Origin of the sequence: Hymenobacter setariae (assembly GCF_007713685.1) — a bacterium.
In the GTDB taxonomy this organism is placed as follows: Bacteria; Bacteroidota; Bacteroidia; order Cytophagales; family Hymenobacteraceae; genus Hymenobacter; species Hymenobacter setariae.
The window spans coordinates 174977-198933 of sequence record NZ_VMRJ01000005.1 but is presented as its reverse complement, the minus strand read 5'-3'; the positions used below and the strand labels follow the sequence as shown (position 1 = coordinate 198933).

Below are 23957 nucleotides of genomic sequence, written 5' to 3'. Positions count from 1 at the left end.
AAAAGCGCGAGTGGGAAGAGAGCGGCGAAGGTAGCGAGCCGACGTGCAAACGTTTGCGCCTTAGCAGCTCTTTTTTAGCTTTCTACCAACGTCGCTTAGTACTTTTCCTAGGCAATGCTAGGGGTTGGCCGCTGAGCGGAGCGACGATGCCCGCACAAATAAATCGGGCTGCAATACAATGTGCTGCGGCGCCGCGTGCTGGCTCTGCTCCTGCATTATTTGTAGCAGCAGGCGGGTGGCCGAGCGGCCCATCAACTCGCAGTGCTGGTCGATGGAAGTGAGCATGGGCACCATCAGGCGCGAGAATAGCTCGTTGCTGAACCCAACCAGTCCCATGTCTTCGGGCACCCGCAGGCCGCGCTCGTGCAGCACTTGTAAGGCTCCTGCCGCCGAAAAGTCGCTGCCCGAAAACACGGCGTCGGGTGGCTGGGGCAGCGCTAGCAGCTGCTTGATACCGGCACTGCCGGCCGCCATATCCATGCTACCGGAGATAATTAGCTCTTCCTCAATGGGCAGGCCGTACTCGCGCAGGGCATCTTCGTAGCCTTGGCGGCGCAGCTTATATATGTTGAGGTACTGCGGGCCGGTAAAGTGGGCGATGCGCCGGTAGCCCTGGTCGAGCAGGTGCTTGGTAGCGCGGTAGCCGCCTGCGCGGTCGTCGAGCACTACCGCATTCACGTCGTAGCCATCTAAAATGCGGTCGAAGAACACTAATGGAATGTCGCGCTTCCGCACTTTTTCAAAGTGTTTAAATTCGTGCGTAGTGCGCGAAAGCGATACCAGAATGCCCTCTACCTGAGCATTCATCAAGGTTTCCAAGTTTTCACGCTCGTGCGCTACGTCTTCGTTCGATTGGCAAATGAGCACGTGGTAGCCTGCCTTGCTGGCGGCGGCTTCGATGCCTTTCACCACCTGCGAAAAGAAGTTGCCATCGATGTGCGGCACCACTACGCCTAGCATGTTGCTGCGGCCTTTGCGCAGCCCCGACGCCAGACTATTAGGCTGATATCCAACCTCTTTAGCCAGAGCCGTTACCCGCTTCACGGTGGCTTCACTAATGGCGCTGTGGCCACTCAGTGCCCGCGACACAGTGGAAACGGAGATGTTAAGCTGCTTGGCCAGGTCCGTGATGGAAGCGCGTTTTTTTGCCACGAAGTAGAGCGAAAAACAGCCGCGCGCATAGGACGAAATCGCGCCGCAGGCTGTAAAAATTAGTGCAAAAGGGGGTGCAAAGGTTGCACGGAATAAGAATGCTTCAGCTAAGATGAGTGAAAATATAGCTAGGTGCAAACGTTTGCACGCTAAGCTAGTACGCCCTACCTTGTGCCGCGGTAGCGCATCTGCTTGGCAGCGCGCAGCTTCTCTCCTTGCTCTTTTCTTTTCCATGTCCCACCCTTCTCACCGCTCGCCCTCGCCTGGCGAAGCAGCCGGCCAAGGGCCTGCCACTACCACCCGCCTCTATCGGCGGCTTCCCGTGCTACTGCCACGCCCTTTGGCATTTAGCAGCACAGCCTTCTCATCCCTTGCGGGCTAACCATTACGGGCGGCAGGCTTAGGAATAGTGCCAAGTGCTTTCTGCTACCCACGGTTCCCCTCTTTGCCCCTCTTCACGCAGCCCTAGGTCCTGTTTTCGGGTCTAATGCCGGGCAATGCGCTTTACCCGATTGCTGGCCTACTGCTGCAGAATGCAGCTAGCGCGGGTACGCTACGCCGGGTCAACTTTTAAGCATCGAATAGCTAAAACCTTTTAACACACTCAAAACCTGTGAAAATGCGTTTGAAAAACACTTCTCTCTTCCTCGTAGCGGGCGCACTGCACGCGTACGCGGGGCAGGCCCAAACCCTGCGCCCCCCCGCCTACCCGCTGCTCACCCACAACCCCTACTTTAGTGTGTGGGCCTTTCAGGACGAGTTGACGAGTGCTCCTACCCGCCACTGGACCGGCGAGCCCCAGAGCCTAGAGGGCGTGGTGCGGGTCGATGGCCAAGCGTATCAGTTTATGGGTAAGGCTAGTCCGCAGTACCGCGCCGTGATTGCGACGGTGCGCGAGCAGCCCTATAAGGCGCGCTATACTTTTAAGCAGCCCGCGGCGGGCTGGGAAAAAGCCAGCTTTGCGGCCGCCAGCAGCTGGCAGGAGGGCGCGGCGCCCTTCACCGACAACAAGAGCGAGCGCGGCACCAACTGGACGGAGGGCGACATCTGGGTGCGGCGCACGGTGCGCGTGGCCAACCCCAAAACTAGCGGCGAGCTACGTCTGCTGATGGAGCACGACGACGATGTAGAAGTGTACCTAAATGGTGTGCTGCTAACCAAGCAAACCGGCTTCAACAGCAAATACGACTTCTTTACCATCCCGGCTGCGGCCAAGCAGGCGCTGCACGCCGGCGACAATGTGCTGGCCATGCACGCCACCAGCCCCCAGGGCGGCGAATACCTCGATGCGGGCCTCTACGAAACCGTGCCTGGCCCCGCTGCCCTACCGTTGGCTCGCCAAACGGGCGTCACGGTTACAGCTACCCAAACGACCTACACCTTTGCGGCCGGACCGGTAACGCTGAAAGTCAATTTCTTATCGCCGCTGCTGCTTGATGAGCTGGAGACTGTGTCTCGGCCTATCAGCTACGTGACGTATACGGCCACTGCCACCGATGGTAAGCCCCACGCCACCCAGGTGCTGCTCAGCGAGGCCGGCACCCTGGCCACCAACACCCCCTACCAGGTGGTAGCTACTAAGGCCGGCCAAGCCGCCAGCCTGCACTGGCAATCCCTAGGTACCACCGAGCAGCCTACGCTGGCCAAAACCGGCGACAACCAGCGCATCGACTGGGGCTATGCCTACCTGGCCGCGCCGGGCCGGGCGCTGCTGGGCGCCGGCAACCCCCAAACCCTGAAAGCTACGTTTACTAAAACCGGCACCCTAGGCACCACTGCCGCTACTACTGGCCAGGCCCAGCACGTGGCCCAAGCCGCCGTGCTCGACCTCGGCAAAGTAGGCGCCACGCCCGTCGAGCAGCACTTGCTGATGGGCTATGACGAGCAGCAGGCGGTGCAATACTTCGGCCAAAACCTGCGGCCCTGGTGGCGCCGCGATGCGGCCATGACCATGGACAAGGCCCTAGGTGCTGCCGAGGCCGACTACACCCGCCTGCGCCGCAAGGCCACCGAGTTTGACCAAAAAATGTACGCCGATGCCCAGCGCGTGGGCGGCAAGCAGTACGCCGACCTCTGCCAGCTGGCTTATCGCCAAGCTATTGCGGCGCATACTGTAGTGGCCGGGCCCAAGGGCGAAGTACTATTTTTCTCGAAAGAGAACTTCTCGGGTGGGTTCATCGGCACGGTCGATGTCACCTACCCTTCCGAGCCACTGTTCTTGCTCTACAACAATGAGTTGGCCAAGGGCATGATGCGCTTCATCTTCGACTACTCCGAGTCGGGGCGCTGGAAAAAGGACTTTCCGGCGCACGACCTAGGAACCTACCCGCAGGCTAATGGCCAGAAGTATGGCGAGGACATGCCCGTCGAAGAAGCCGGCAACATGCTGATACTGACGGCTGCCGCCGTAAAAATGGATGGCAAGCCTGACTTTGCCCGCGAGCACTGGCCCACGCTCACCAAGTGGGTGGGCTTTTTGAAGCGCGATGGCTTCGACCCGGCCAACCAGCTCTGCACCGACGACTTTGCCGGGCACTTATCGCGCAATACCAACTTGTCGCTCAAGGCCATTATGGGCATTGCCTGCTACGGCCAGCTAGCCCGCCAGCTCGGCGATACCAAAACTGCCGACGAGCACCAAACCCTGGCCCGCGACCTAGCTAAAAAGTGGATTCAGATGGCTCAGGACGGCGACCACTACGCCCTGACCTTCGACAAGCCCGCCGGCTCGTGGAGCCAGAAGTATAACCTGGTATGGGACAAGCTGCTCGGCCTGAACGTGTTTCCGCCCGAAGTAGCCCAGCAAGAAATGGCGTTCTACCTCAAGCACCAGCAGAAATACGGCCTGCCCCTCGACAGCCGCAAGACCTATACTAAGTCGGACTGGATAATGTGGACCGCCACGATGGCCAACAGCCAAGCCGACTTTGAAGCCCTGGTGGCGCCCATCTGGCAGTTTGCCAACGACACTCCCAGCCGCGTGCCGCTCAATGACTGGCACGAAACCACTAACGCCAAGCAGCAGGGCTTCCAGGCCCGCTCGGTAGTAGGCGGCTACTTCATGAAGATGCTGGCTGACAAGCTCGCTAAATAAGCCCTAGGGGTGCCGGCAGCTGCCGGCACCCCTTTTTATTGCTCTGCTTTTTTCCTAGGTATCTGGCGTGCGCCGGATGCTCTTTTTCCTCCTTTTCCCCATCTCACTTCTATGTCGAAAGCTTTACTGTCTGCCCGCCCCGTGCGCCGGTTTTGGTCCGGCGTGCTCGCCCTCCTGCTCCTGCTGAGCCTGCGGACCCTAGGCCAAACAACCAGCGGCAACCCTATTCTGGCTGGCTATCAGGCCGACCCAGAAATGAATTACTTCAACGGCACCTACTACATCTACCCCACCACCGACGGCAACTCCCTAGGGGGGCAGTTTCACGCGTTTTCTTCGACCGACCTCACCAACTGGACCGACCGGGGCGTGGTATTTGACCTAGGCCGGCAAACCACCTGGGCCACCTACAACGGCTGGGCACCCTCGGTGGTGGCCCGCAACGGTAAGTACTATTACTACTACACGGCTCACAACAACGCCACCAATACGCCGTCTATCGGGGTGGCCGTGGGCACCACGCCCATCGGGCCCTTCACCGACAATGGCCAGCCGCTGCTGACGCCCGCGCTCAGCAACAACATTACGCAGGATGTTATTGACCCGATGGTTTTTATAGACGACGACGGGCAAGCCTACATCTACTACGGTGGCTCGAGCGGTGCCCGGATGGTGGTGCGCAAGCTCAACCCCGATATGGTGTCGCTGACCAACGACGCGCCGCGCGACATTACCCCGCAGAACTACACCGAGGCGCCCTACCTAGTGAAGCGCAACGGCCGCTACTACATGACCTACTCGAACGGGCGCTGGTTCGATGACAGCTACAACGTGCAGTATTCAACCAGCACCTCGCCCACTGGCCCCTGGACCTACGGCGGCTCGGTGCTGAGCAGCGACGCCAAGCGCTTTGGGCCGGGGCACCACTCCATCACTCAGTTTCCGGGCTGCGATGACTACTATATCGTGTACCACCGCTACCAGGACAAGACCTATAAAACCCGCCAGGTGGCCGTAGACCACTTGACGTTCAACAACGACGGCAGCATTCAGAAAGTAAACATGACCAGCTACGGCGTGGCGCCGCGCGCGGCCGGTAGTGCCTGCCCAATTAGCCCCATGCTGGTGTCGGGCGGCCTCTATAAGCTCACTCATAAGGACACCGACCAAGTCCTGGACGTAGACAACGGTAGCACGACGCCCGGCGCCAACGTGCAGCAGTGGACCGACAACGGCACCAACGCCCAGCGCTGGACCGTTACGGTGCAAGCCGACGGCCACTACAAGCTATTGAACAAAAACTCTGGCCAGGCCCTAGATGTAGACAACGCCAGCATTGCTCCTGGCGCCAACGTCCAGCAGTTTACCGACAATAACAGCGACGCCCAGCGCTGGCAAATGCAAGCTATGAGCGGGGGCTTTTACAAGCTGCTGCACAAGGGCACCGACCAGGCTCTCGACGTAGCCAGCAACAGCGTGAGCCCCGGCGCCAACGTGCAGCAGTGGACCGACAACGGCAACGATGCCCAACGCTGGCAGTTCACCCTCGCCGAACAGCCCATCGTGTCGGGCGGCGTGTACCGGCTCACGCACAAGGGCACTACGCAGTGCTTGGAAATACCTAGCAACTCGTCCTCGCCCGGCACGGCGGTGCAGCAGTACACCGATAACGGCAATGACGCCCAACGCTGGGTGATTACGCTTATGCCCGATGGCTACTACAAATTCACGCACCGCAACACCAACCAGTGCCTAGAGGTAGCCAGCAATAGCACGGCTCCCGGCGCCACCGTGCAGCAGTACACCGACAATGGCAATGACGCCCAGCGCTGGCAAATAGTGCCCCTAGGTGATGGTTACTGCAAGATTGTGCACAAAGGCGCCACCCTCTGCCTCGATGTAGATAATAACCTCTCGGACCCCGGCACCGGCGTGCACCAGTGGACCGACAACGGCAACGACGCCCAGCGCTGGCGCCTCGACCTGATGCCGCAGACGGCCGGCACCACGCCGCTGGCTACGCACAACGCAGCTACCACTACCGCGCCCCTGATGGTATACCCGAACCCCTCTACCGGCCGGGTAACCTTCGTGGTAACGCCCACTCAAACCGGCCGCGTATCCCTCGATGTTTATGACGTGCAGGGCCGCCTGGTGCGCCACCTCGCCGACGCAGCCGGCGCGGCTGGCCAGGCCACCGAGTACCCCTTGGATGGCACCACCTGGGCCCCCGGCGTGTATACCGTGCGCCTCTCCTCGGCGGGCCAGGTCACGCACGGCAGGCTGGTGCTGGTGCACTAGCCATAGGTTTCTTCACAGCAAAAAGCCCTTGCCACAATTGTGGCAAGGGCTTTTTGTTTGGTTTTTACGGAGGTGGTGCTACTTATTCACCAGCTCGAACCGCTCGAACGTGGCCGTGGCCGATGCCGGCCCCTGGGCCAACACGCCGATGCGCACGCCGCGGTCCCAGGGTGGCAGGTAGCCGCCGTCGGCGGTTTGGCCGGCGGGTAGCAACTCGGTCCAGGTGCGGCCATCGGGGCTGTAGGCGAAGCTATAGTGGCTGCCGCCTTGGTCTTGCACGCGCAGGTGCACGGCGGGGCTGGCGGCGGGCAAGGCCGCTTCGGCCAAGGTGCGGGTTTTGCCATCGCGCAGCTCCTGCACTTGCAGCTTGCCGTCGCCAACCAGCACGCTTAGAGCATTCTTAGGGTCGCCGAGGGCACCTAGGCCAGCGCTGGTCCCGGCTGGCAGGGTGCTGGGATTGAGCAAGGTAGTAGTAGCCGAGTAGTTGGCCGCCAGTGTAGGGCGACCTAGGGCCGCGCCGCCCTTATCGGGCCGCGCCGTGAGCTGAAGCTGGCCCCCGCTCAAAGCAAACTGCGGCTTGTCTTCGACTGGCCATTCCCAGCTAGCACCTAGGGCAGCGCCGGTAAACTCGTCGGCTACCACGGCGGGCACGGGCGCGGCGGCTCGAGGGGTGCTGTGGTCGGCCAGGAATTCAGGCCAGCCGGTCTTGGTCCACACAAATTCGCTGAGCACACCCTGGCGCCCTACGTATTGCATGCTGTTGGTTTGGTAGGCGTGGTGCAGCATGTACCAGTGTCCATTGCGCTCGACGGCGGTACCGTGGCCGGGGCAGGTCCAGGTGTCGTTTTTGGTCAGGATGGGGTTGCGGTCGTACTTCTCCCAGGGGCCGAGCAGGTTCTTGGCCCGCGCCACGCCAGTGGCGTAGGTGCAGCCCGCGCCGCAGCAGCCATTGGCGGCGTAGAACATGTAGAAGTAGCCATCATGGCGCACCACACTGGGGCCCTCCACTAGGTTGCCCTCCCAGGTGGCGGTGTTGCGAAATAGCTCCGTTTTCTCGCCTACCAGCTGGGTACGGTCGGCGCTTAGGCGCTGCGCCCAGATGGGCGTGGGCTTGTTTTGGCTATTGCCGTCTTCCTTCCACAGGAGGTAGGGCTGGCCCTTTTCATCTTGCATCGGAAAGCCGTCGATGCTGCCATCGGGCTGGCCCACTAGCGGGCCGTGGTCTTGGTACGGGCCCTCGGGGCGGTCGGCGCTGGCCACGCCTACGGCTAGGTTGCCGCCGCGCTTGTGCGCGGTGTAGAAGACGTAGGTTTTGCCGTTGGCGTCGTGGTTGATTTCGGGCGCCCAGAAATAGTAGTCGGCCCAAGCCGGCCGCTCGCCCGGAAACACGTGCCCCACCAGGCTCCAGTTTTGCAAGTCAGTTGACTTGAGCAGCGGAAACGTGGGCCCCCAGTTGGAGGTCGTGGCCGTGGCCCAGTAGGTGTTGCCCACCTTGGTCACCGAGGGGTCGGGGTAGTCGCCGGCCAGCACGGGGTTGGCGATGGGGGCGGCAGCCGTGGCCCGTGCTGCGGGCGCGGTGCTGGTTGTCTTAACCTTCGTCTTGACTTTGACCTTAGTGGGCGCTTGGCCGACGGCCAGCAGCGGAGTGGTACCTAGCAACGCCAGCGCGGCGAGCGAGCGGCAAAAATTCTGTTTTGGCATAGAAAAAGAAGTTAGCAAAACGGCCTGCATAGGGCAGGCCGTTTATGCATTCGCGTAACTAGTCAATAACTTACCCCTACTCGCCGGCTGGCCGGGTAATGGGCGTACCAATGGCCACGGGCGTGCCGAAGTTAGGCGAGCCGTCGGCATTCCAGCTAAACTGCTGCATGCGCGGGTTGCGTGGGTTGCCGCAGCCTTCGTTGGGGTTAGTGTTGGCGTGGTAGATTATCCAATCCTGGCTGCCGTCTTTAGACTTGAAAAAGCCGTTGTGGCCCGGACCATAGGCTTTGTTGGCCGGGTTTTTCACGAACACGGGCGTGGTTGACTTGGTCCAAGCGCCCGCGGCCAGCGGGTCGGTCCCCGTGAGGGTCAGCTGCCCTAGGGCATAATCGTCAGTGCTGCAGTGGCTGGCCGAGTAGATAATAAAAGTCTTGCCGTTGTGCTGCAAAATCTCGGGGCCTTCATTCACAGCCGGGCTACCGTTTTGCTCCCAGGCGTAGGTGGGGCGCGACAGCTCGACGCGTGGGCCAGTGAGCGTCCAGGGGTTGCTCATCTCCGAGATGTAGAGTATCTGGGTGGGGTTGGGCGTCGTTTCATGACCCGACCACACGAGGTAGCGCTTGCCGTTCAGCTCTAATACGGTGCCGTCGATGGCCCAGAGGTCGAGGCTCGGGTTGGCAATGCGACCCTTATTGACCCAAGTGCCCTGGGTGGGGTCGGCGCTGCTGTTTTCGAGCACGTGCACGCGATGGCCATCGCAGCACAGCGGGTCGGCCGAGTAGTAGATATACCACTTACCATCAAAGAAATACAGCTCGGGGGCCCACAGGTCGCGCTGCGCTACGCCGGTGAGGGCGGGGTTCCAGGCAATGGTGCTAGGGGCAGTACCCAGCTCCGACATCTTGGCCGTTTTGCGGATAGTCAGGTTATTACCGGTCGTGGCCATGAAGTAGTAGAAGCCATCCTTCTGCACCACCCACGGGTCGGGGCCCGACGACAAGAGTGGGTTGGTGAAGGTGGTGGCTACCGGCGTGGGCGGCGTCGGGGTCGGCGTGGGCGTGCTGCCCCCGCTGCCCGAGTCTTTGCTGCACGAAAGCAGAGCCACCAGCAGAAAAGGAAGCAGCCGGTACAGGGGCCGCGAAGAAATAGAATGCATAAGCTAAAAGGGGGTGGGAAAACGGAGAGCCAAGGCACGCGCGAACCAGCGGCCCTAGGGTACTTATTCGCCGGCCGGGCGCGCCAAGGGCTTACCAGTAGCCACGGGCTTGCCGAAGTTGGGCGAGCCGTCGCGGTTCCAGGTAAACTGCTGCATGCGCGGGCTGCGCGGATTGCCGCAGCCTTCCCGAGGGTTGTTGTTGGCGTGGTAGATTATCCAGTCCTGGCTGCCGTCCTTCGACTTGAAGAAGCTATTGTGGCCTGGGCCGTAGGCGAAGCTGGCGGCGTAGTTTACAAATACCGGCTCTGGCGACTTTTTCCAGTTGCTAGCCACCAGTGGGTCGCGGCCGGTCAGGGTCAGCTGCCCTAGGGCATAGGTATCGGTGCTGCAGTGGCTGGCCGAGAAGATGAGAAACGTCTTGCCCTTGTGCTGCAAGATTTCGGGTCCTTCGTTCACTTTCGGGGTACCATTGAGCTCCCACTCAAACTCGGGCTTGCTGAGCAGCGTGCGCGGGCCGGTGAGCGTCCAGGGGTTGCTCATGGCCGAGATGTAGATGTTCTGCTGGTCAGAGCCAGCTTCTTGGCCGCTCCACAGGGCGTAGCGCTTGCCTCGCAGCTCAAACACGGTCATGTCTATCGACCAGAAATCGGCGCCGGGGCTAGCCAAGCGGGCTTTTTCGACCCAAGGGCCCTGCGTGGGGTCGGGGCTGGCATTTTCGAGCACCCACGAGCGCTGTCCGCCGCAGCAGTTCTGCCCATCGGGGCCCGCGGTGTAGTAGATGTACCACTTGCCATCCAGGAAGTGCAGCTCGGGCGCCCACACGTTGCGGGTGTTTTCGTGCTGGGGCTGCGGAGACCACACCCTGGTGGCGGGCGCTTGGCTAAGCTCCGACATCTTAGCCGTTTTTCTGATAACCAAGCTATTGCCCGTGGTCACCATCACGTAGTAGAAGCCATCCTTTTGCACTACCCACGGGTCGGGGCCCGAGGGCAGCAGTGGGTTGGTAAACGTAGGGCCGGCAGCAGCCGGCCCGGGGCCCGGGCCTGGGCCACCCGCCGCGCTGCTACCTAGCAGCACGGCCAGCAGCACCGGCGCCAGGTAGCGCGGCACAACAGAAAACGACATAGATTGGCACATGAGATGCACCTAGCGAGTGGGTTAGAAGATGAGTAAAGCTAGCCCTAGGTTGGCTTGGGTGCCACCCCCACAAGAAAGGGACCGCCGGATACCTCCAGCGGTCCCCTTGCACGTGCACCGGGCGGGTGGACTACCAGCCGGTGTTTTGCGTGAGGCGGGCTAGGTCCACATCGGTCTGCGGAATGGGCAGCAGGCGCGATTTATTGAGTGTGAAGTTGCTGTAATCGGCATCGTGTGCAGCCAGGCTACTGATACCCGCCTGGGTATCGAAGTAGCCCCAGCGCTGCAAGTCAAACCAACGGGTGCCTTCGCCCGTCAATTCCGTCACGCGCTCGTGCATCAGCTGCGTGCGCAGCGTGGCTTGCGTGAAGCTGCTGGGGGCCAATGGCGCCAAGCCGGTGCTGGCCCGCTGGCGCACCTGGTTGATGAGCGGCACGGCCACCGACGTCTGGCCTTGCTCGTTCAGGGCTTCGGCTTGCAGCAGCAGCACATCGGCATAGCGCATGACGCGCTGGTTGATGGGCGAGTCGAAGTCTTCAAACTGCCGGTAGTAGTCGGTCTGGTACTTGCGCCAATACACGCGGCCTAGGTTGCGGGCATCGCTGGCGTAGCGAGTTTCGAAGTTGCCTTGTCCGTACACACCGCGGTCATTGTCAACGGGCAGCGCAGTCGGAAACTGCGTTTGGTCGAAGCGGTTGTAGAACACGGTGGCCGCCAGGCGCGGGTCGCGTTGGCCGGCTGGGGTGGGCTCTTTCAAGAACTCGTTTACCACCCAAGGGCGCACCTCACCATCGTTGAAGCCGAAGCCGGGCACGCCGAAGAACTGCGAGCGCTGCCCACCTTCCGACGAGGTAGCGTCGTCGCCGTCGTTGCCGCCGCGCTTGGCGTCCGTGAACTGCACCTCAAAAATCGACTCTGAGTTGTTTTCCGTCGTGTGGCGGAAATTATCTACGTAAGCATCCGTCAGCTTATACACCTTCGAGTCGATAACGGCGCTGAACTGCGTAGAGGCATCGGCCCAGCGCTTGTTTTGCATGTAGGCCTTGCCGAGCAGGGTCTGGGCGGCGCCCTTAGTGGCGCGGCCCACGTCATTGCCGCTATAGGTGGCGGGCAGGTCAGGAATGGCGGCCAGCAGGTCAGTGTATACCTGGTTCCACACCTGAGCCTCGTCGGTGGCCTGCGCCGGAATGGCACCTAGGTTAGTAACCTGGTTGAGCACCAGCGGCACCCGGCCGTAGAGCGATACGAGGTTATAGTAGTACAGCGCCCGCAAAAACTTTGCCTCGGCCACAATCTGCTTTTGCAAGGTAACACCCTGTGGCGTGGCCTGCATGCTCGCAATACCGGGCACGTTGTCTATCACCTGGTTGCAACGCGATAAGGCCCGGTAGTGGTCACGGTAGATGGTTAAGTTTACTTCAAAATCATAGTTGCCGATGATAAAGCGATTGAAGTCGCGCAGCTCGTTCCAAGGGCTCTGGCTGAAGCCTTCATCGTCGCGAATGTCAAGGGCGAAGTTGAGCCAGCGGCGGTAGGTGCCTAGCTGCTGCAAGCCGCTATAGGCCGCCAGCACACCCTTGGTAGCATCATCGCTGTTCTGCCAGAACGAAGCAGTGGTGGCTAGGTTAGGATTGGGCTGGTCTAGAATATCTTTTTGGCAAGACGTGGCACCTAGGAGTAGGCCACCGGCCAGGCCCAGCAGTTTTAGATTAAAGAATTTCATATCGGGCGGGAATTAAAAGCGTAGAAATCAGAAGGTGCTGGCGCTTTAAAAACCAGCCTGGATGCCCAGCGTGAAGGTGCGAATGTTGGGGTACTGGCCCTCATCGAGGCCGCGCACCAAGATGCCGCCAGTGCCGCCCACCGTTTCTGGGTCGTAGCCGCTGTATTTAGTGGCCGTGAAGATGTTCTGACCCGTGGCGTAGATGCGCAGGCGCGAAATCACGCGCAGCTTATCCATCACCGCCTGGGGCAGCGAGTAGCCAATTTGTACGTTCTTCAGGCGCAGGTACGAGCCATCTTCCAGCCAGCGCGTCGAGTTGTACTGCGAGTTATTGACGGCCGACTGACCGGCGGCCACTAGGCGCGGCGTGCTCGTGTTGGTATTAGTCGGCGTCCAGGGGTTAAGGTCGGTGCGGTAGTTGCCGGTTTGGTCGATGCGGTCGGTCCAGTAGCGGGTGTTGTTAAACACGTCGTTGCCCTGAATGCCTTGCAGAAACACGGCCGCGTCGAAGCCACCGTAGCTAGCCGTCAGGTTGAGGCCGTACTGAAACTTGGGGAACACCCGGCCCACGTGCACGCGGTCCTTTTCGTTGATGGTGCCGTCGCCGTTGGTATCGCGGTAGCGAGCGTCGCCTGCTTGCAAGCCAGCCGGAATGCTTTCGCCAGTCTGGTACACCCCATCAAACTGGTAGAGGAAGAACGAGCCCACTTCGTAGCCCGCCTCGGTGCGCGTTACGCCACTCGGGCCGGCGTTGAAGTAGTTAGGCTGGTTGCCGCTGTTGCCTACGTCGAGCACGCGGTTGCGCAGGGTCGAGAGGTTGGCCGAAATGCCGTACTTAAAGGCATTGCGGTTCTCGTTGTAGCCCAGCAAGAACTCAAAACCACGGTTTTCAATCTTGCCGATGCGCTGGTAAGGGTTGTCGCCAGCATTGCCAAACAGCAGCGGAATGGGCGGTGCTACCAGCGCGTCGGTGGTGCGCGAAATGTAGTAGTCAGCCCCGAAGGTCAGACGGTTTTCGAGGAAGGCAATATCAAAGCCGAAGTTGGACGTGTTGCGGGTTTCCCAGCCAATGCCCACGCTGGGCAGTGCCGTTTGGATGGCTCCATTGACAATGGCCTGCGACGACCCTAGCGGGTAGTTAACGTTGGGGTTGATGTTGCCTAGGTAGAGGTACGAGCCACCGTAAGGGCCCGAGAGCTGGTCGTTGCCGAGGCGGCCGTAAGAGGCGCGCAGCTTGAGGTCGCTAATGGCCGTGATGCCCTCAAAGAAGCGCTCCTTCGAAATGCGCCAGCCCAGCGACGCCGCCCCGAAGTTGCCACGGCGGTTGTTGGGGTCGAAGCGCGACGAGCCATCATTGCGGTAAGCTGCCGTGATGAGGTAGCGCTGGTCGTAGTCGTAAGTGAGCTGGGCAAAGTACGACTCCTTGGTATTCACGTAGGAAGAGCCGATTACCTGCGGGTTTTGGGTGCCCGCATCAAGCGCCCAGTAGTATACCGGGCCGGTGCCGTAGCCAAAGTTTACGCCACGCGTAAACTCATTGCTGAAGTACTGGCGGCTGTAGCCCACCAGTGCCGTCAGGCTGTGCTTGCCAAAGCTCTTGTCGAAGGTTAGCGTGTTTTCGGCCTGCCCAAACAAGTTATTTCCCTGATTTTCGGCATACGACGACAGCACCGTGGGGTCGCCGATGTAGCGCAGCAGGCCAAAGCGGTTCTGCGAGCGGTCGTGGAAGGCTAGATATTCCAGCCCTAGGTTGAGGCGGTAGCGTAGCCAGGGCGTAAATGAGTACTCCCCAAAAATGCTGCCCTGAAGACGATTATTGGTGGTGGTATTGACATTAAGCTGCTGGGCTCCAATGGGGTTGGTGCCATACGACACCGCGTTGGGTGTGCTCAGGCCGTAGCCACCAGGGTTGGCCGGGTCGTACACGGGCGTCACGGGCAGCATCCGTACCACGTCGATAAATGGCAGGCCATTGACAAGCTGCTGGTTGACGCGCGATAGCAGCAGGCTCTCCCCTATCTGGAGCTTGCCGGTGGTCAGGCCCGTATTGATGCGCGCCGTGAAGCGCTCGAACTGCGGCCCGGCAATGGTGCCAATCTGCTTGTAGTAGCTGCCGCTGAGGTTGTAGTTCGAGCGGCCGCCGTTGTCGTTGAGGCCGCCGCCCGACAGCCCTAGGTCGTAGCTCTGAATCGAACCGGTTTGAAACAGCTCTTTCTGCCAGTCGGTGTCAATACCCGCAGGCAGGGCGTTAGCGTAGGGCTGGCGGTCAATCTTCGCGTTGTCGTAGGCCTGGTTGGTAATGGCCGCCCACTGGGCAGCATTAGTAAGGTCTAGGCGCTTTACGATGTTCTGCGGGCCGCCGTAGGCGTTGAACTGCAACTGAGGCTTGCCCGCTTTGCCACGCTTGGTGGTTACGATAATAACGCCGTTGGCTCCGCGCGAGCCGTAGGGTGCTAGCGAAGCCGCGTCTTTCAGTACCTGAATCGTTTCAGCATCTTGCGGGTTAAAATCGCGCAGGTTATCGGTCCAGAGGCCGTCTACGATGTAAAGTGGACCGCTGCCGCTGGCCAGCGTACCTAGCCCGCGGATGTTGACAACCGGCGCTTGACCCGGCACGCCCGAGTTGGCAATGGTTACACCAGGCAGGCGGCCCTGAATGCCTTCGGCCAGTGTGGGTGCGGGCGCGCGGTTAGCATCTACTGCCGATACCGAAGCTACCGAGCCAGTTACGTCTTCACGCTTCTGGGTTAGGTAGCCCACTACCACTACATCGCTCAGGGCCTGGTTACTATCGCTCAGCGTCAGGTTGATGGTGGTGCGGCCGTTTACGGGAATCTCCTGCCCGGCGTAGCCGATAGAGGAGAAAACCAGAGTAGCATTGTCGGGTGCGTCGAGTGAGAAGCTACCATCGGCGCCAGTAGTGGTGCCGTTGGTGGTGCCTTTCACGAGCACTGTCACGCCGGGCAGACCTTCGCCCTTGGTGTCTGTTACACGGCCCGTGATAGTGGCGGTGGGCTGGCTAGCCTTACGCAACAAGGTGGTGGGCGCCGCCACGGGGGCAGCCGTAGCTACGGCCAGCGGCAGGCAGCACGCCAGCACCGGCACTAGTAGCCGCCCCGCGGGGGGTACAAGCTTTTTCATATGGGTGGGAGTAAATGTGGAGAAGCAAACAGAAGCGTATTTCGTGCAAACGATTGCACTATCCGACAAAGCAGTGACCTAGGGCTCGCTAACAGCAATACTGCCTCGCTTGGTAGTTCGGAATGAATGGTGATTGGCCGGCCCTACGCTCACCCTTAGCTATTAGCTAGCTTCATGAGCGATAGGAAGCAAAAAGAGCAAAAAGGGAGCTTAAACTCGGCTTAACGACGTAAAAGTATGAATGATTTAAATAAAATCAAGTATTCACCTAATTTTATTGGAGGTCACAGTGAGTCAACTTTTGCTCTTATATAAGCTGAAGACTACCAATTGATGCTGTTTTATTAACTTCAAAGACTGCATAAAATCATTGTTCAGCTTTAATCATTAATTACTCTGTGAGAGTTGGCTAAGTATTGAATTGCACATAACAAAAACATAGTCTATTTACGAATTTATCTTTGATAAACAATCACTTAAATATTGATTGCAGTCTTTGAAAACTTAAAAAGCTAAGGAATTAAGAAGAGTTATATGTGCAAACGTTTGCATATTGCAAGTCAGGTATGCTAAGAATAAAAAGCTAAATTGTTTTAGCTGTTAAGCGCGAGCACCGCCTTGAAGCACAGGTATTGATACGGTTAGGCTGTACTTTTGGCACCTAAGGTTGCTTTCTACTTATTTTTCCAGCTCACGCTCCTTACCTATGGCTGCTCCCGCCCCCACCATCACTCGCACTAGCTCTACGGCGGCTGCTTCTACGCAGCGCTATACGTCGGCGCTGGCCGCGGTCACGACCCTCTTCTTCTTGTGGGGGTTCATTACCTGCCTCAACGACATTCTGATTCCGTACCTGAAAGCCATTTTTCAGCTTTCATTCGCGCAAGCTAACCTCATCAACCTGTGCTTTTTCGGGGCTTATTTTCTGATGAGCATCCCGGCCGGCAAGCTAGTGGCCCGCCTAGGTTACAAAAAAGGGATGCTGCTGGGCTTTGTGGTGGCGGCCGTGGGCGCGTTTTTATTCTACCCAGCGGCGGCGCAACGCGCCTATGGGCTGTTCCTAGGGGCGCTGTTTGTGCTGGCCTCGGGCATTACGCTGCTGCAAGTGGCGGCCAACCCCTACGTGGCCATCCTGGGGCCGCCTGAGTCGGCCTCGTCGCGCTTGTCGCTCACGCAGGCGTTCAACTCGCTGGGGGTTACTCTAGCTCCTGTAATAGGGAGTTATCTCATACTGAAGCATCTACCGACTCAGGCTACTCCTGTCAACGCAGCTAGTATTGATGTAAGTGCAGTTCAAATACCATACTTGGTTATTGGGCTCTTATTACTCGCTATTAGTTTCTTACTAAGCAAGATAAAGCTTCCAGTTATCGAACATGCTACTGCTAGTGCAGGCGATGCAGAAAATACTATTGATGGTAAGCGCGCGTGGAACTATACACATTTGGTATTTGGAGTAATAGGAATTTTCGCATATGTTGGAGCGGAGGTAGCGATTGGCTCTCACTTGGTTAATTACTTTGCTTTGCCTGATGTAATGGGTTTTACGGAAGAGCAAGGCGGCCAAAAACTTGCCTTTTATGGTTTTTTCGCTATGATTGGCCGATTTGCTGGCGTTTATATACTAAATAAATTTAGCCCTGCTAAAGTACTAGCCTTCACGGCCGTAGGTGCAGTAGCACTAGTGCTCATCTCCATTAACACCACCGGCGCCATTGCCATGTGGAGCCTGCTAGCCGTAGGGTTGATGAACTCCATTATGTACCCCACCATCTTTACGCTGGCGGTGGCTGGCCTAGGGCGCCACACCGAGGAAGGTTCGGGGCTGCTGTGCACCGCCATTGTGGGCGGGGCGCTGGTGCCCATGCTATTCGGGGCCATTGCCGACCAGGGCGGGCTACGGCTGGCACTGCTGCTGCCCATCGTGTGCTACGCCTACATTATGTGGTACGGGCTGCGCGGCAGCCGCCGGGCCAGTGGCGAAACAGTGGTGGCGTAGCCCCCAGCTTCGATTTAGTTAGTTCTACAAAAGGTGGCTGCCGCATTGGCAGCCACCTTTTTTTGTGCCCGCTTGGTGGCACATACTTACTGCTTACCAGGCAACTACAGCACACTTACTGGCGGCGCTGAGTAGACAATTGAGAACCTGGGCCAACTCGGTCTTTGACAAAAGAGCTTGGCCGCGCGGAGCAGTTTTAACGGGCCCTAGGTGCCAAGCGGCGCCACTCTGGGACGAAAGCGCCCTACCTTACGGCCTCCTACCCAACCACCTTTTCTACTCTATCCTTCATGTCTGTTTGGTTTGCTGCTACCTTTCGCCGTTGGGCGAGCATTTTCGCCGGGTCGCTGGCCCTAAGTACTCCTGGCCTAGCACAGCCCACACCCGCGGGACCTATACCCATCACCGTCGATTTTGCCAAACCGCAGGGCACCATGCAACCGTTGTGGGCCTACTTTGGCTACGACGAGCCCAACTACACTACTATGAAGGATGGCCAGCAGCTCCTCACCGAGCTAGCGGCCCTGAGCCCAGTGCCCGTGTACGTGCGTGCTCACAACATGCTGACTACCGGCGATGGCACCGCCGCTTTCAAATGGGGCTCCACCAACGCCTACACCGAAGACAAAAAAGGCCGGCCGGTGTACGATTGGAAAATCGTGGACCAAATCATGGACAGCTACATCAAGCGCGGTATGAAACCCATTGCCCAGTTGGGCTTTATGCCCGAGGCGCTTTCGTCGCACCCCACGCCCTACCGCCACCACTGGAAGCCCGGCGACAACTACAACGACATTTACACCGGCTGGGCCTACCCGCCCAAAGATTACGCCAAGTGGGGCGAGCTGGTGTACCAGTGGGTGAAGCACAGCGTGGCCCGCTACGGCGAGGCCGAGGTCAAAACCTGGCGTTGGGAGCTGTGGAACGAGCCCAACATCGGCTACTGGAAAGGCACGCCCGAGGAGTACCAGAAGCTATTTGACTACTCGGAGGCCGCCGTGCACCGCGCCCTGCCCGCCGCCAGCCTAGGTGGCCCCGAAACTACCGGCCCCGGCTGGGACAAGGCCGCCGATTTTCTAAAGAGCTTCTTGGACCACTGCGTGCGCGGCACCAACTACGTGACCGGCAAAACCGGCACGCGCCTCGACTTTGTGACCTTCCATGCTAAGGGCGCACCCAAGCTGACCAACGGCCACGTGCGCATGAACATGGCCACCCAGATGAACGACATTCAGAAGGGCATGGCCATCGTAGCCTCGTACCCCGAGCTGCGCCAGCTGCCCATCATCTTAGGCGAAAACGACCCCGAGGGCTGTGCCGCCTGCGGCGTGCAAACCAATCCCGACAATGCCTACCGCAACGGCACCATGTTTTCGAGCTACACCGCCGCTGCCTACGCCCGCCTCTACACTCTGGCCGACCAAAACCAGGTAAACCTGCTGGGCGCCGTGAGCTGGTCGTTTGAGTTCGAAAACCAACCGTGGTTTGCCGGCTTCCGCGACCTGGCCACCAACGGCGTCGATAAGCCAGTGCTGAATGTGTTTCGGATGCTGGGCATGATGGGCGGCCAGCGCGTGGCCGTGGCCAACCCCCAGGCCATGAGCGTGGCCGAAATTCTGAACCAAGCCCAAAACCAGCGCCCCGACATCAGCGCGATGGCCACGCTGGCGGCCGATGGCCACTCGGCCGCCGTGCTGCTCTGGAACTATCACAACGACGACCTACCCGCCCCCGCCGCCGACCTAGACCTAAACCTGCAAGGTTTGCCCGCTGGCCAGGCGCTCGTGCAGCACTACCGCATCGACCAGGAGCACAGTAACTCCTACGCGGTGTGGCAAGGCATGGGCTCGCCGCAGGCGCCTACGGCCGCCCAGCAGACTACGCTGGCGCAAGCTGGGCAGCTGGCGCTGCTCACGTCGCCGGCCTGGGTAAGCACACAACAGGGTCAAGCCAAGCTGCACGTATCGCTGCCGCGCCAGGGCGTATCGTTGCTGCGCCTGAGCTGGTAGCCTAAGGCTGGCAAGTCGCTGCCCTAACGTTAGACCCCACCCCAGCCCCTCCCCTCTGGGAGAGGGGAGCCGACCGCAAACGGGCGTAAGCGAACGTGACTAGTCGTCCGGCTTCCCTCTCCCAGAGGGGAGGGGCTGGGGGTGGGGTCTCACAGTCGGCGAGCCCTAGGTGTAATAAACAGCCCCACCTAGCGATACACACCATACACTTTTCAACCCCCTAGGTCATGGCGCTGCCTATCCTGCTTTTTATCGCTTTTCTGCTGCTGATTAGCAGTTTGCGCATTGCGCAGGAATACCAACGCGCTATCGTGTTTCGGCTGGGGCGCTATACCAGCACGCGGGGGCCGGGGCTGTACTGGCTCATTCCGCTCATCGAGCGCCAGCAAACGATTGACATGCGCATCAAGACCGTGGAGCTGGAGCAGCAGGAAACCATTACGAAGGACAGCGTGACTATCAAGGTCAATGCCGTGCTGTGGTTTAAGGTCCTAAACCCAGCCGACGCGGTGATTAAAGTGGCCGACTACAACAAGGCGGTGTACCAGCTTTCGGTCACGGCGCTGCGCAATATCATCGGCCAGCACCAGCTCGACGAGGTGCTGCGCGAGCGCGCCCAGATAAACGGCGCGCTGCTGCAAATAGTGGACGCCGCCACCGAGGCCTGGGGCGTTAAGATAGAGTTGGTCGAAATCAAGGACGTAGAGATACCCGAGTCGATGCAGCGGGCGATGGCCCGCGAGGCGGAGGCCATTCGGGAGAAGCGCGCCCGCATCATTAAGGCCGAGGCCGAGTTGGAGGCCAGCATCAAGCTCACGCAGGGCGCCAAGCAGATGGAGGAAAGCCCCATCGCCCTGGAGCTGCGGCGCATGCAGATGCTGTCCGAAATTGGCATCGACAACAACACGACTACGGTGGTACTTATCCCCTCCGAGTTTACACAAGCTGCAAAGAGCCTGACGCAGCTCGTGAACCAGGGCGAAAAGCCGGCCGCCTAGGTCGCTTTTGGGTATGTGGTAGCCAAAGAGGTGGCGCGGCCCGGCAGGGTTGCGCCACTTTTTGTTTCATGACATAAGGGTAATACCGAAGACCCTAGGTCTGGCGAAAAGCCTATTTCTTGGCCTAAGACAATATATTATTTCCTAAAGATAACGCACCGCCTTTTTAGCCGTGACAATGCCGTAATACTACCCGGTCACCTTTGCGCCCTCATTCACCCTTCATGAATATGGGCCAACGTTTTCTCCTTTTAATCCTTTTCTGGATAACTAGTATTTACTCCGGCTTCGGCCAGTCTACCGACGCCTCTATTGCGGGGCGCGTGGTGGACGACAAGGGAGAAACGCTGCCAGGCGTAGTGGTAATGGTGCGCAATGAAGCCACTGGCTTCCAGACTTCTACCGTGACTGGCGTAGACGGGCGCTACCGGTTGCGGCAACTGCCGCTGGGCAAGCCCTACACCGTGCGAGCCAGCTTTGTGGGCTCGGGCACGCAAGTAAAAAATGACCTGGCGCTGAATCTAGGCGACCAGTTGGCTGTGGACTTCACCCTGGCCCCCGCCAGCGTGGGCCTGCAAGAAGTAGTAGTGAAGGGAAACGCCCTCAACAGCCGCATCGACCGTCTGGGCAGCAGCACGGCCATCACGGACCAAACCATCCGGGAGATTCCGGTGCTCAACCGCAGCTTTACCAACTTGGCGGCGCTGGCCCCAACTTCCAACGGCGGCAGCCTGAGCGGGCAGCTGGCCTCTTCGACCAACTACCTCATCGATGGGGTAAGTGCCCGCAACAACCTGACCTCGGGCGCAGTGGGCAATGGGCCATTTTCGCTGTCGCTGGAGGCCATCCGCGAATTTGAAGTGTCCACCAACGTGTACGATGTGACCCAGGGCCGGCAGGGCGGCGGCACCATCAGCGCCGTGACCAAGTCGGGCACCAACACCTTTACGGGGTCGATTTTTGATTACTACCGGGCTGACTTCCTGGCCAGCCCTTACGACATCCGGGGCAACCGTCGGACGCAGAACTTTATTACTAACCAGTATGGCTTCAGCCTGGGCGGGCCGATTATTAAAGACAAGCTGCACTTTTTCACGGCCCTGGACCGCCAGGACCAGTCATCGCCGTTTTTCATTGCCGATATTAAGTCGGATGCCGACGCTAATGCCCTAGGTATCAGCCGGGCGGTGCTCGACTCCGTGGTGACCATCGGGCGCACCAAGTACGGCCTAGGCAGCGGCCCCCAAACGGGCGAGTTTGGCCGCAAGACGCTGGCCAACACCTTTTTTGCCCGCCTCGATTGGCAGATTAACGACCGCCACCGCCTGACGCTGCGCAACAACTACAGCGACTGGAACAACCCCAACAGCACCGACGACAACTCGTCCATCAACCTCTACGAGGTGTATGGCAACTTTAAATCGCGCGAAAGCAGCACGTTGCTTTCACTACGCTCACAGCTCAGCCCCACCTTCGTGAACGAACTGAAGGTGCAGTACCAGACCGTGAAGCGCGAGTACGACACTAACGACCAGCTGCCGTCGGCCAACATACCTAGGGCCATTGTGACAGTGCGCTCGCTGCTGCCCAACGGCCGGCAGGGCAGCACCTCGGTGCAGCTCGGCGGCCAGCGCTTCACGCCCGAACGCAACCTCGAAAACCAGGTGCAGCTCGTGAACACCAGCTACTGGACCAAGGGCCGCTACAACTTCACCTTCGGCACCGACAACACGCTGACTTACCTCGACACCTACATTTCGAGCGAGCAAAATGGACGCTTTGTGTTCAATAGCCTCAAGGAGTTCAACGACTTGAACCCGTCGCGCTACGCCCGCGAGGTGCCGCTTCGCGGTATTCCGTCGGTGCAGCAGTACGTGCTCAATGCCTCGCTCTTTGGGCAGATGCAGTACAACCCGCTGCCCAACGTGGAGGCCATCGTAGGCCTGCGCTGGGACCTGACCAGCTACCTCACGGCGGGCGCCTACAACCCCGTGGTGCAGGAGACCCTAGGGCTGCGCACCGACAACAACCCCACTGACTGGAACAACATTCAGCCCCGCGTGCAGCTGACCTGGGACGTGAAGGGCGAGCGCAAAAGCATTATCCGCCTGGGCGGCGGCGTATTCTCGGCCAACCCCGTTAACTACGCGCAAGTCAACAACATCCAGAACAGTGGCACGCTGGTGGGCTCGGTAGACGTGACGCGGCCCTCGACCGGCGCCAACCCGGTACCTAGGCCCAACTTCCCGGCCTACCGCGCCGACCCTAACACGGCGCCCGGCCTGCTGCCCGGCGTGCCTTACGTCTCGACCATCAACCTGAACGACAAAAACTTGCAGGTGCCCAGCATCTATAAGGCCAACCTGAGCTTGAACCGCGTGGTGAGCAGCTGGCTGCGGGTGGGCGCCAACTTCCTGTACTCGTACACCAAAAACAACTACGTGTACCTGGACCGCAACCTGGTGGACCAGCCCTACTTCACGCTCGATAACGAGGGCGGCCGTGGCGTGTTTGTGCCGGCCAACACCATCACGGCGGGCGGCATCACCAACAACGTGCTGGGCCGCAAAACCCAGGCCGTGGGCCGCACCCTGGAGTTTACCAACGGCGCCAAGGTGCAGCAGTTTACGATGGTGGCCGATGCCGAGCTGCGCTACGCCAAGGACGGCTTTTTCAACGCCAGCTACACCTGGAACTCGACTCGCGACAACACCTCCTATAATGGCAACGTGGCCAATACGTCCACGTTCCGCCCCATCAAGTCAGACCCGCGCGACCTGAGCGAGCTGAACTATTCCGACAACCAATTTCGGCACAAGGTGGTGTTCTTCGGCGCCTCGCCGAGCTTCAAGGGCTTCGTGCTGAGCGGGCGCTTCACGGGCATCGGCGGCACGCGCTACTCGCTCACCGTGGACTCGGACATCAACGGCGACTTCGTGGGCGGCCCAGGCACCGACAACGACCTGGCCTTCGTGTTTGACCCCAGCAACCCCAACACGCCGGCCGCCGTGGCCACCGCCATGCAGAAAGTGCTGGCTAACCCCGACAACCGCGCCGTGGACTACATCCGCAGCAGCCTAGGTACCATCGCGGCCCGCAACGGCGGCGTGAACCCCTTTTCGGGCACCTTCGACGTACGGCTGCAAAAAACCTTCAAAACGTTTAAAAATCAGGGCTTCACGCTGAGCGTGGACGCGTTCAACTTCGCCAACCTGCTCAACAAGAACTGGGGCGTGAACTACAACCTAAGCCAGCAAAACCTGCTCACGGCCACCGGCTTCGACCAGACTACGCGCCGCTACACCTACCGTGTAAACGAGAACGTGGGCACCACCAACCAAAACGGTACGCCTTACCAGATTCAGCTGGGCGCGCGGTATTCTTTCTAACGGGTAACCCCACCCCCGGCCCCTCCCCTCTGGGAGAGGGAAGCCGACCACAAGCAGACGTTGGCGAACGTCAGGCTCCCCTCTCCCAGAGGGGAGGGGCCGGGGGTGGGGTCTCACGGCCGGCGAGCCACGTCAATCCATATCATTTTCTTTTTCA

Annotated in this window: 13 protein-coding genes; 7 read left to right on the top strand and 6 right to left on the bottom strand. The window is 59.7% G+C overall.

Annotated features, from left to right (window positions below; all coding sequences use genetic code 11):
• Nucleotides 1-117: 117 nt before the first annotated feature.
• Entirely contained in the window at nt 118-1152 is a 1035-nt protein-coding gene (locus tag FNT36_RS19430) for a LacI family DNA-binding transcriptional regulator (RefSeq protein ID WP_233636077.1), read from the bottom strand.
• A 232-nt stretch (nt 1153-1384) separates the two neighbouring features.
• Between FNT36_RS19430 and FNT36_RS25665 the strand changes: the two genes are divergently transcribed.
• The 3 genes from FNT36_RS25665 (at nt 1385) to FNT36_RS19420 (ending at nt 6547) form a co-directional block, all read left to right on the top strand.
• The gene (locus tag FNT36_RS25665) at nt 1385-1534 is read left to right on the top strand and encodes a hypothetical protein (protein WP_233636076.1); all 150 of its coding nucleotides are present in this window, start codon (nt 1385-1387) and stop codon (nt 1532-1534) included.
• Between the two features lie 237 nt (nt 1535-1771).
• A complete protein-coding gene (locus tag FNT36_RS19425; protein WP_144851172.1) occupies nt 1772-4246 on the top strand; it encodes a glutaminase family protein in 2475 nt (824 codons plus the stop codon).
• Between the two features lie 111 nt (nt 4247-4357).
• On the top strand, nt 4358-6547 hold the full coding sequence (locus FNT36_RS19420; protein ID WP_144851170.1) for an RICIN domain-containing protein: 2190 nt from the start codon (nt 4358-4360) through the stop codon (nt 6545-6547).
• Between the two features lie 78 nt (nt 6548-6625).
• Here the strand turns inward: FNT36_RS19420 and FNT36_RS19415 are convergent, their stop codons facing one another.
• The 5 genes from FNT36_RS19415 to FNT36_RS19395 all read right to left on the bottom strand — a co-directional run bounded on the left by FNT36_RS19415 (nt 6626) and on the right by FNT36_RS19395 (nt 15405).
• A complete protein-coding gene (locus tag FNT36_RS19415; RefSeq protein WP_144851168.1) occupies nt 6626-8248 on the bottom strand; it encodes a family 43 glycosylhydrolase in 1623 nt (540 codons plus the stop codon).
• A gap of 76 nt (nt 8249-8324) precedes the next feature.
• Nucleotides 8325-9404 (bottom strand): glycoside hydrolase family 43 protein, encoded by a 1080-nt coding sequence (locus FNT36_RS19410; RefSeq protein WP_144851166.1) that lies wholly within the window; start codon nt 9402-9404, stop codon nt 8325-8327.
• Nucleotides 9405-9467: 63 nt separating this feature from the next.
• The gene (locus tag FNT36_RS19405; RefSeq protein ID WP_233636075.1) at nt 9468-10529 is read right to left on the bottom strand and encodes a glycoside hydrolase family 43 protein; all 1062 of its coding nucleotides are present in this window, start codon (nt 10527-10529) and stop codon (nt 9468-9470) included.
• Between the two features lie 142 nt (nt 10530-10671).
• Entirely contained in the window at nt 10672-12264 is a 1593-nt protein-coding gene (locus tag FNT36_RS19400) for a RagB/SusD family nutrient uptake outer membrane protein (RefSeq protein ID WP_144851162.1), read from the bottom strand.
• A 45-nt stretch (nt 12265-12309) separates the two neighbouring features.
• Nucleotides 12310-15405, bottom strand: a complete 3096-nt coding sequence (locus tag FNT36_RS19395) for a SusC/RagA family TonB-linked outer membrane protein (RefSeq protein WP_144851160.1) — start codon at nt 15403-15405, stop codon at nt 12310-12312.
• 706 nt (nt 15406-16111) lie between these two features.
• Here FNT36_RS19395 and FNT36_RS19390 point away from each other — a divergent pair.
• From FNT36_RS19390 to FNT36_RS19375, 4 genes are all read left to right on the top strand, one after another.
• Entirely contained in the window at nt 16112-17404 is a 1293-nt protein-coding gene (locus FNT36_RS19390; protein WP_144851158.1) for a sugar MFS transporter, read from the top strand.
• Between the two features lie 290 nt (nt 17405-17694).
• On the top strand, nt 17695-19413 hold the full coding sequence (locus FNT36_RS19385) for a GH39 family glycosyl hydrolase (protein ID WP_144851156.1): 1719 nt from the start codon (nt 17695-17697) through the stop codon (nt 19411-19413).
• A gap of 227 nt (nt 19414-19640) precedes the next feature.
• Nucleotides 19641-20411 (top strand): slipin family protein, encoded by a 771-nt coding sequence (locus FNT36_RS19380; protein WP_233636074.1) that lies wholly within the window; start codon nt 19641-19643, stop codon nt 20409-20411.
• Between the two features lie 230 nt (nt 20412-20641).
• Complete coding sequence (locus tag FNT36_RS19375; RefSeq protein ID WP_233636073.1) at nt 20642-23800, top strand: TonB-dependent receptor; 3159 nt, start codon at nt 20642-20644, stop codon at nt 23798-23800.
• The last annotated feature ends 157 nt before the right edge of the window (nt 23801-23957 follow it).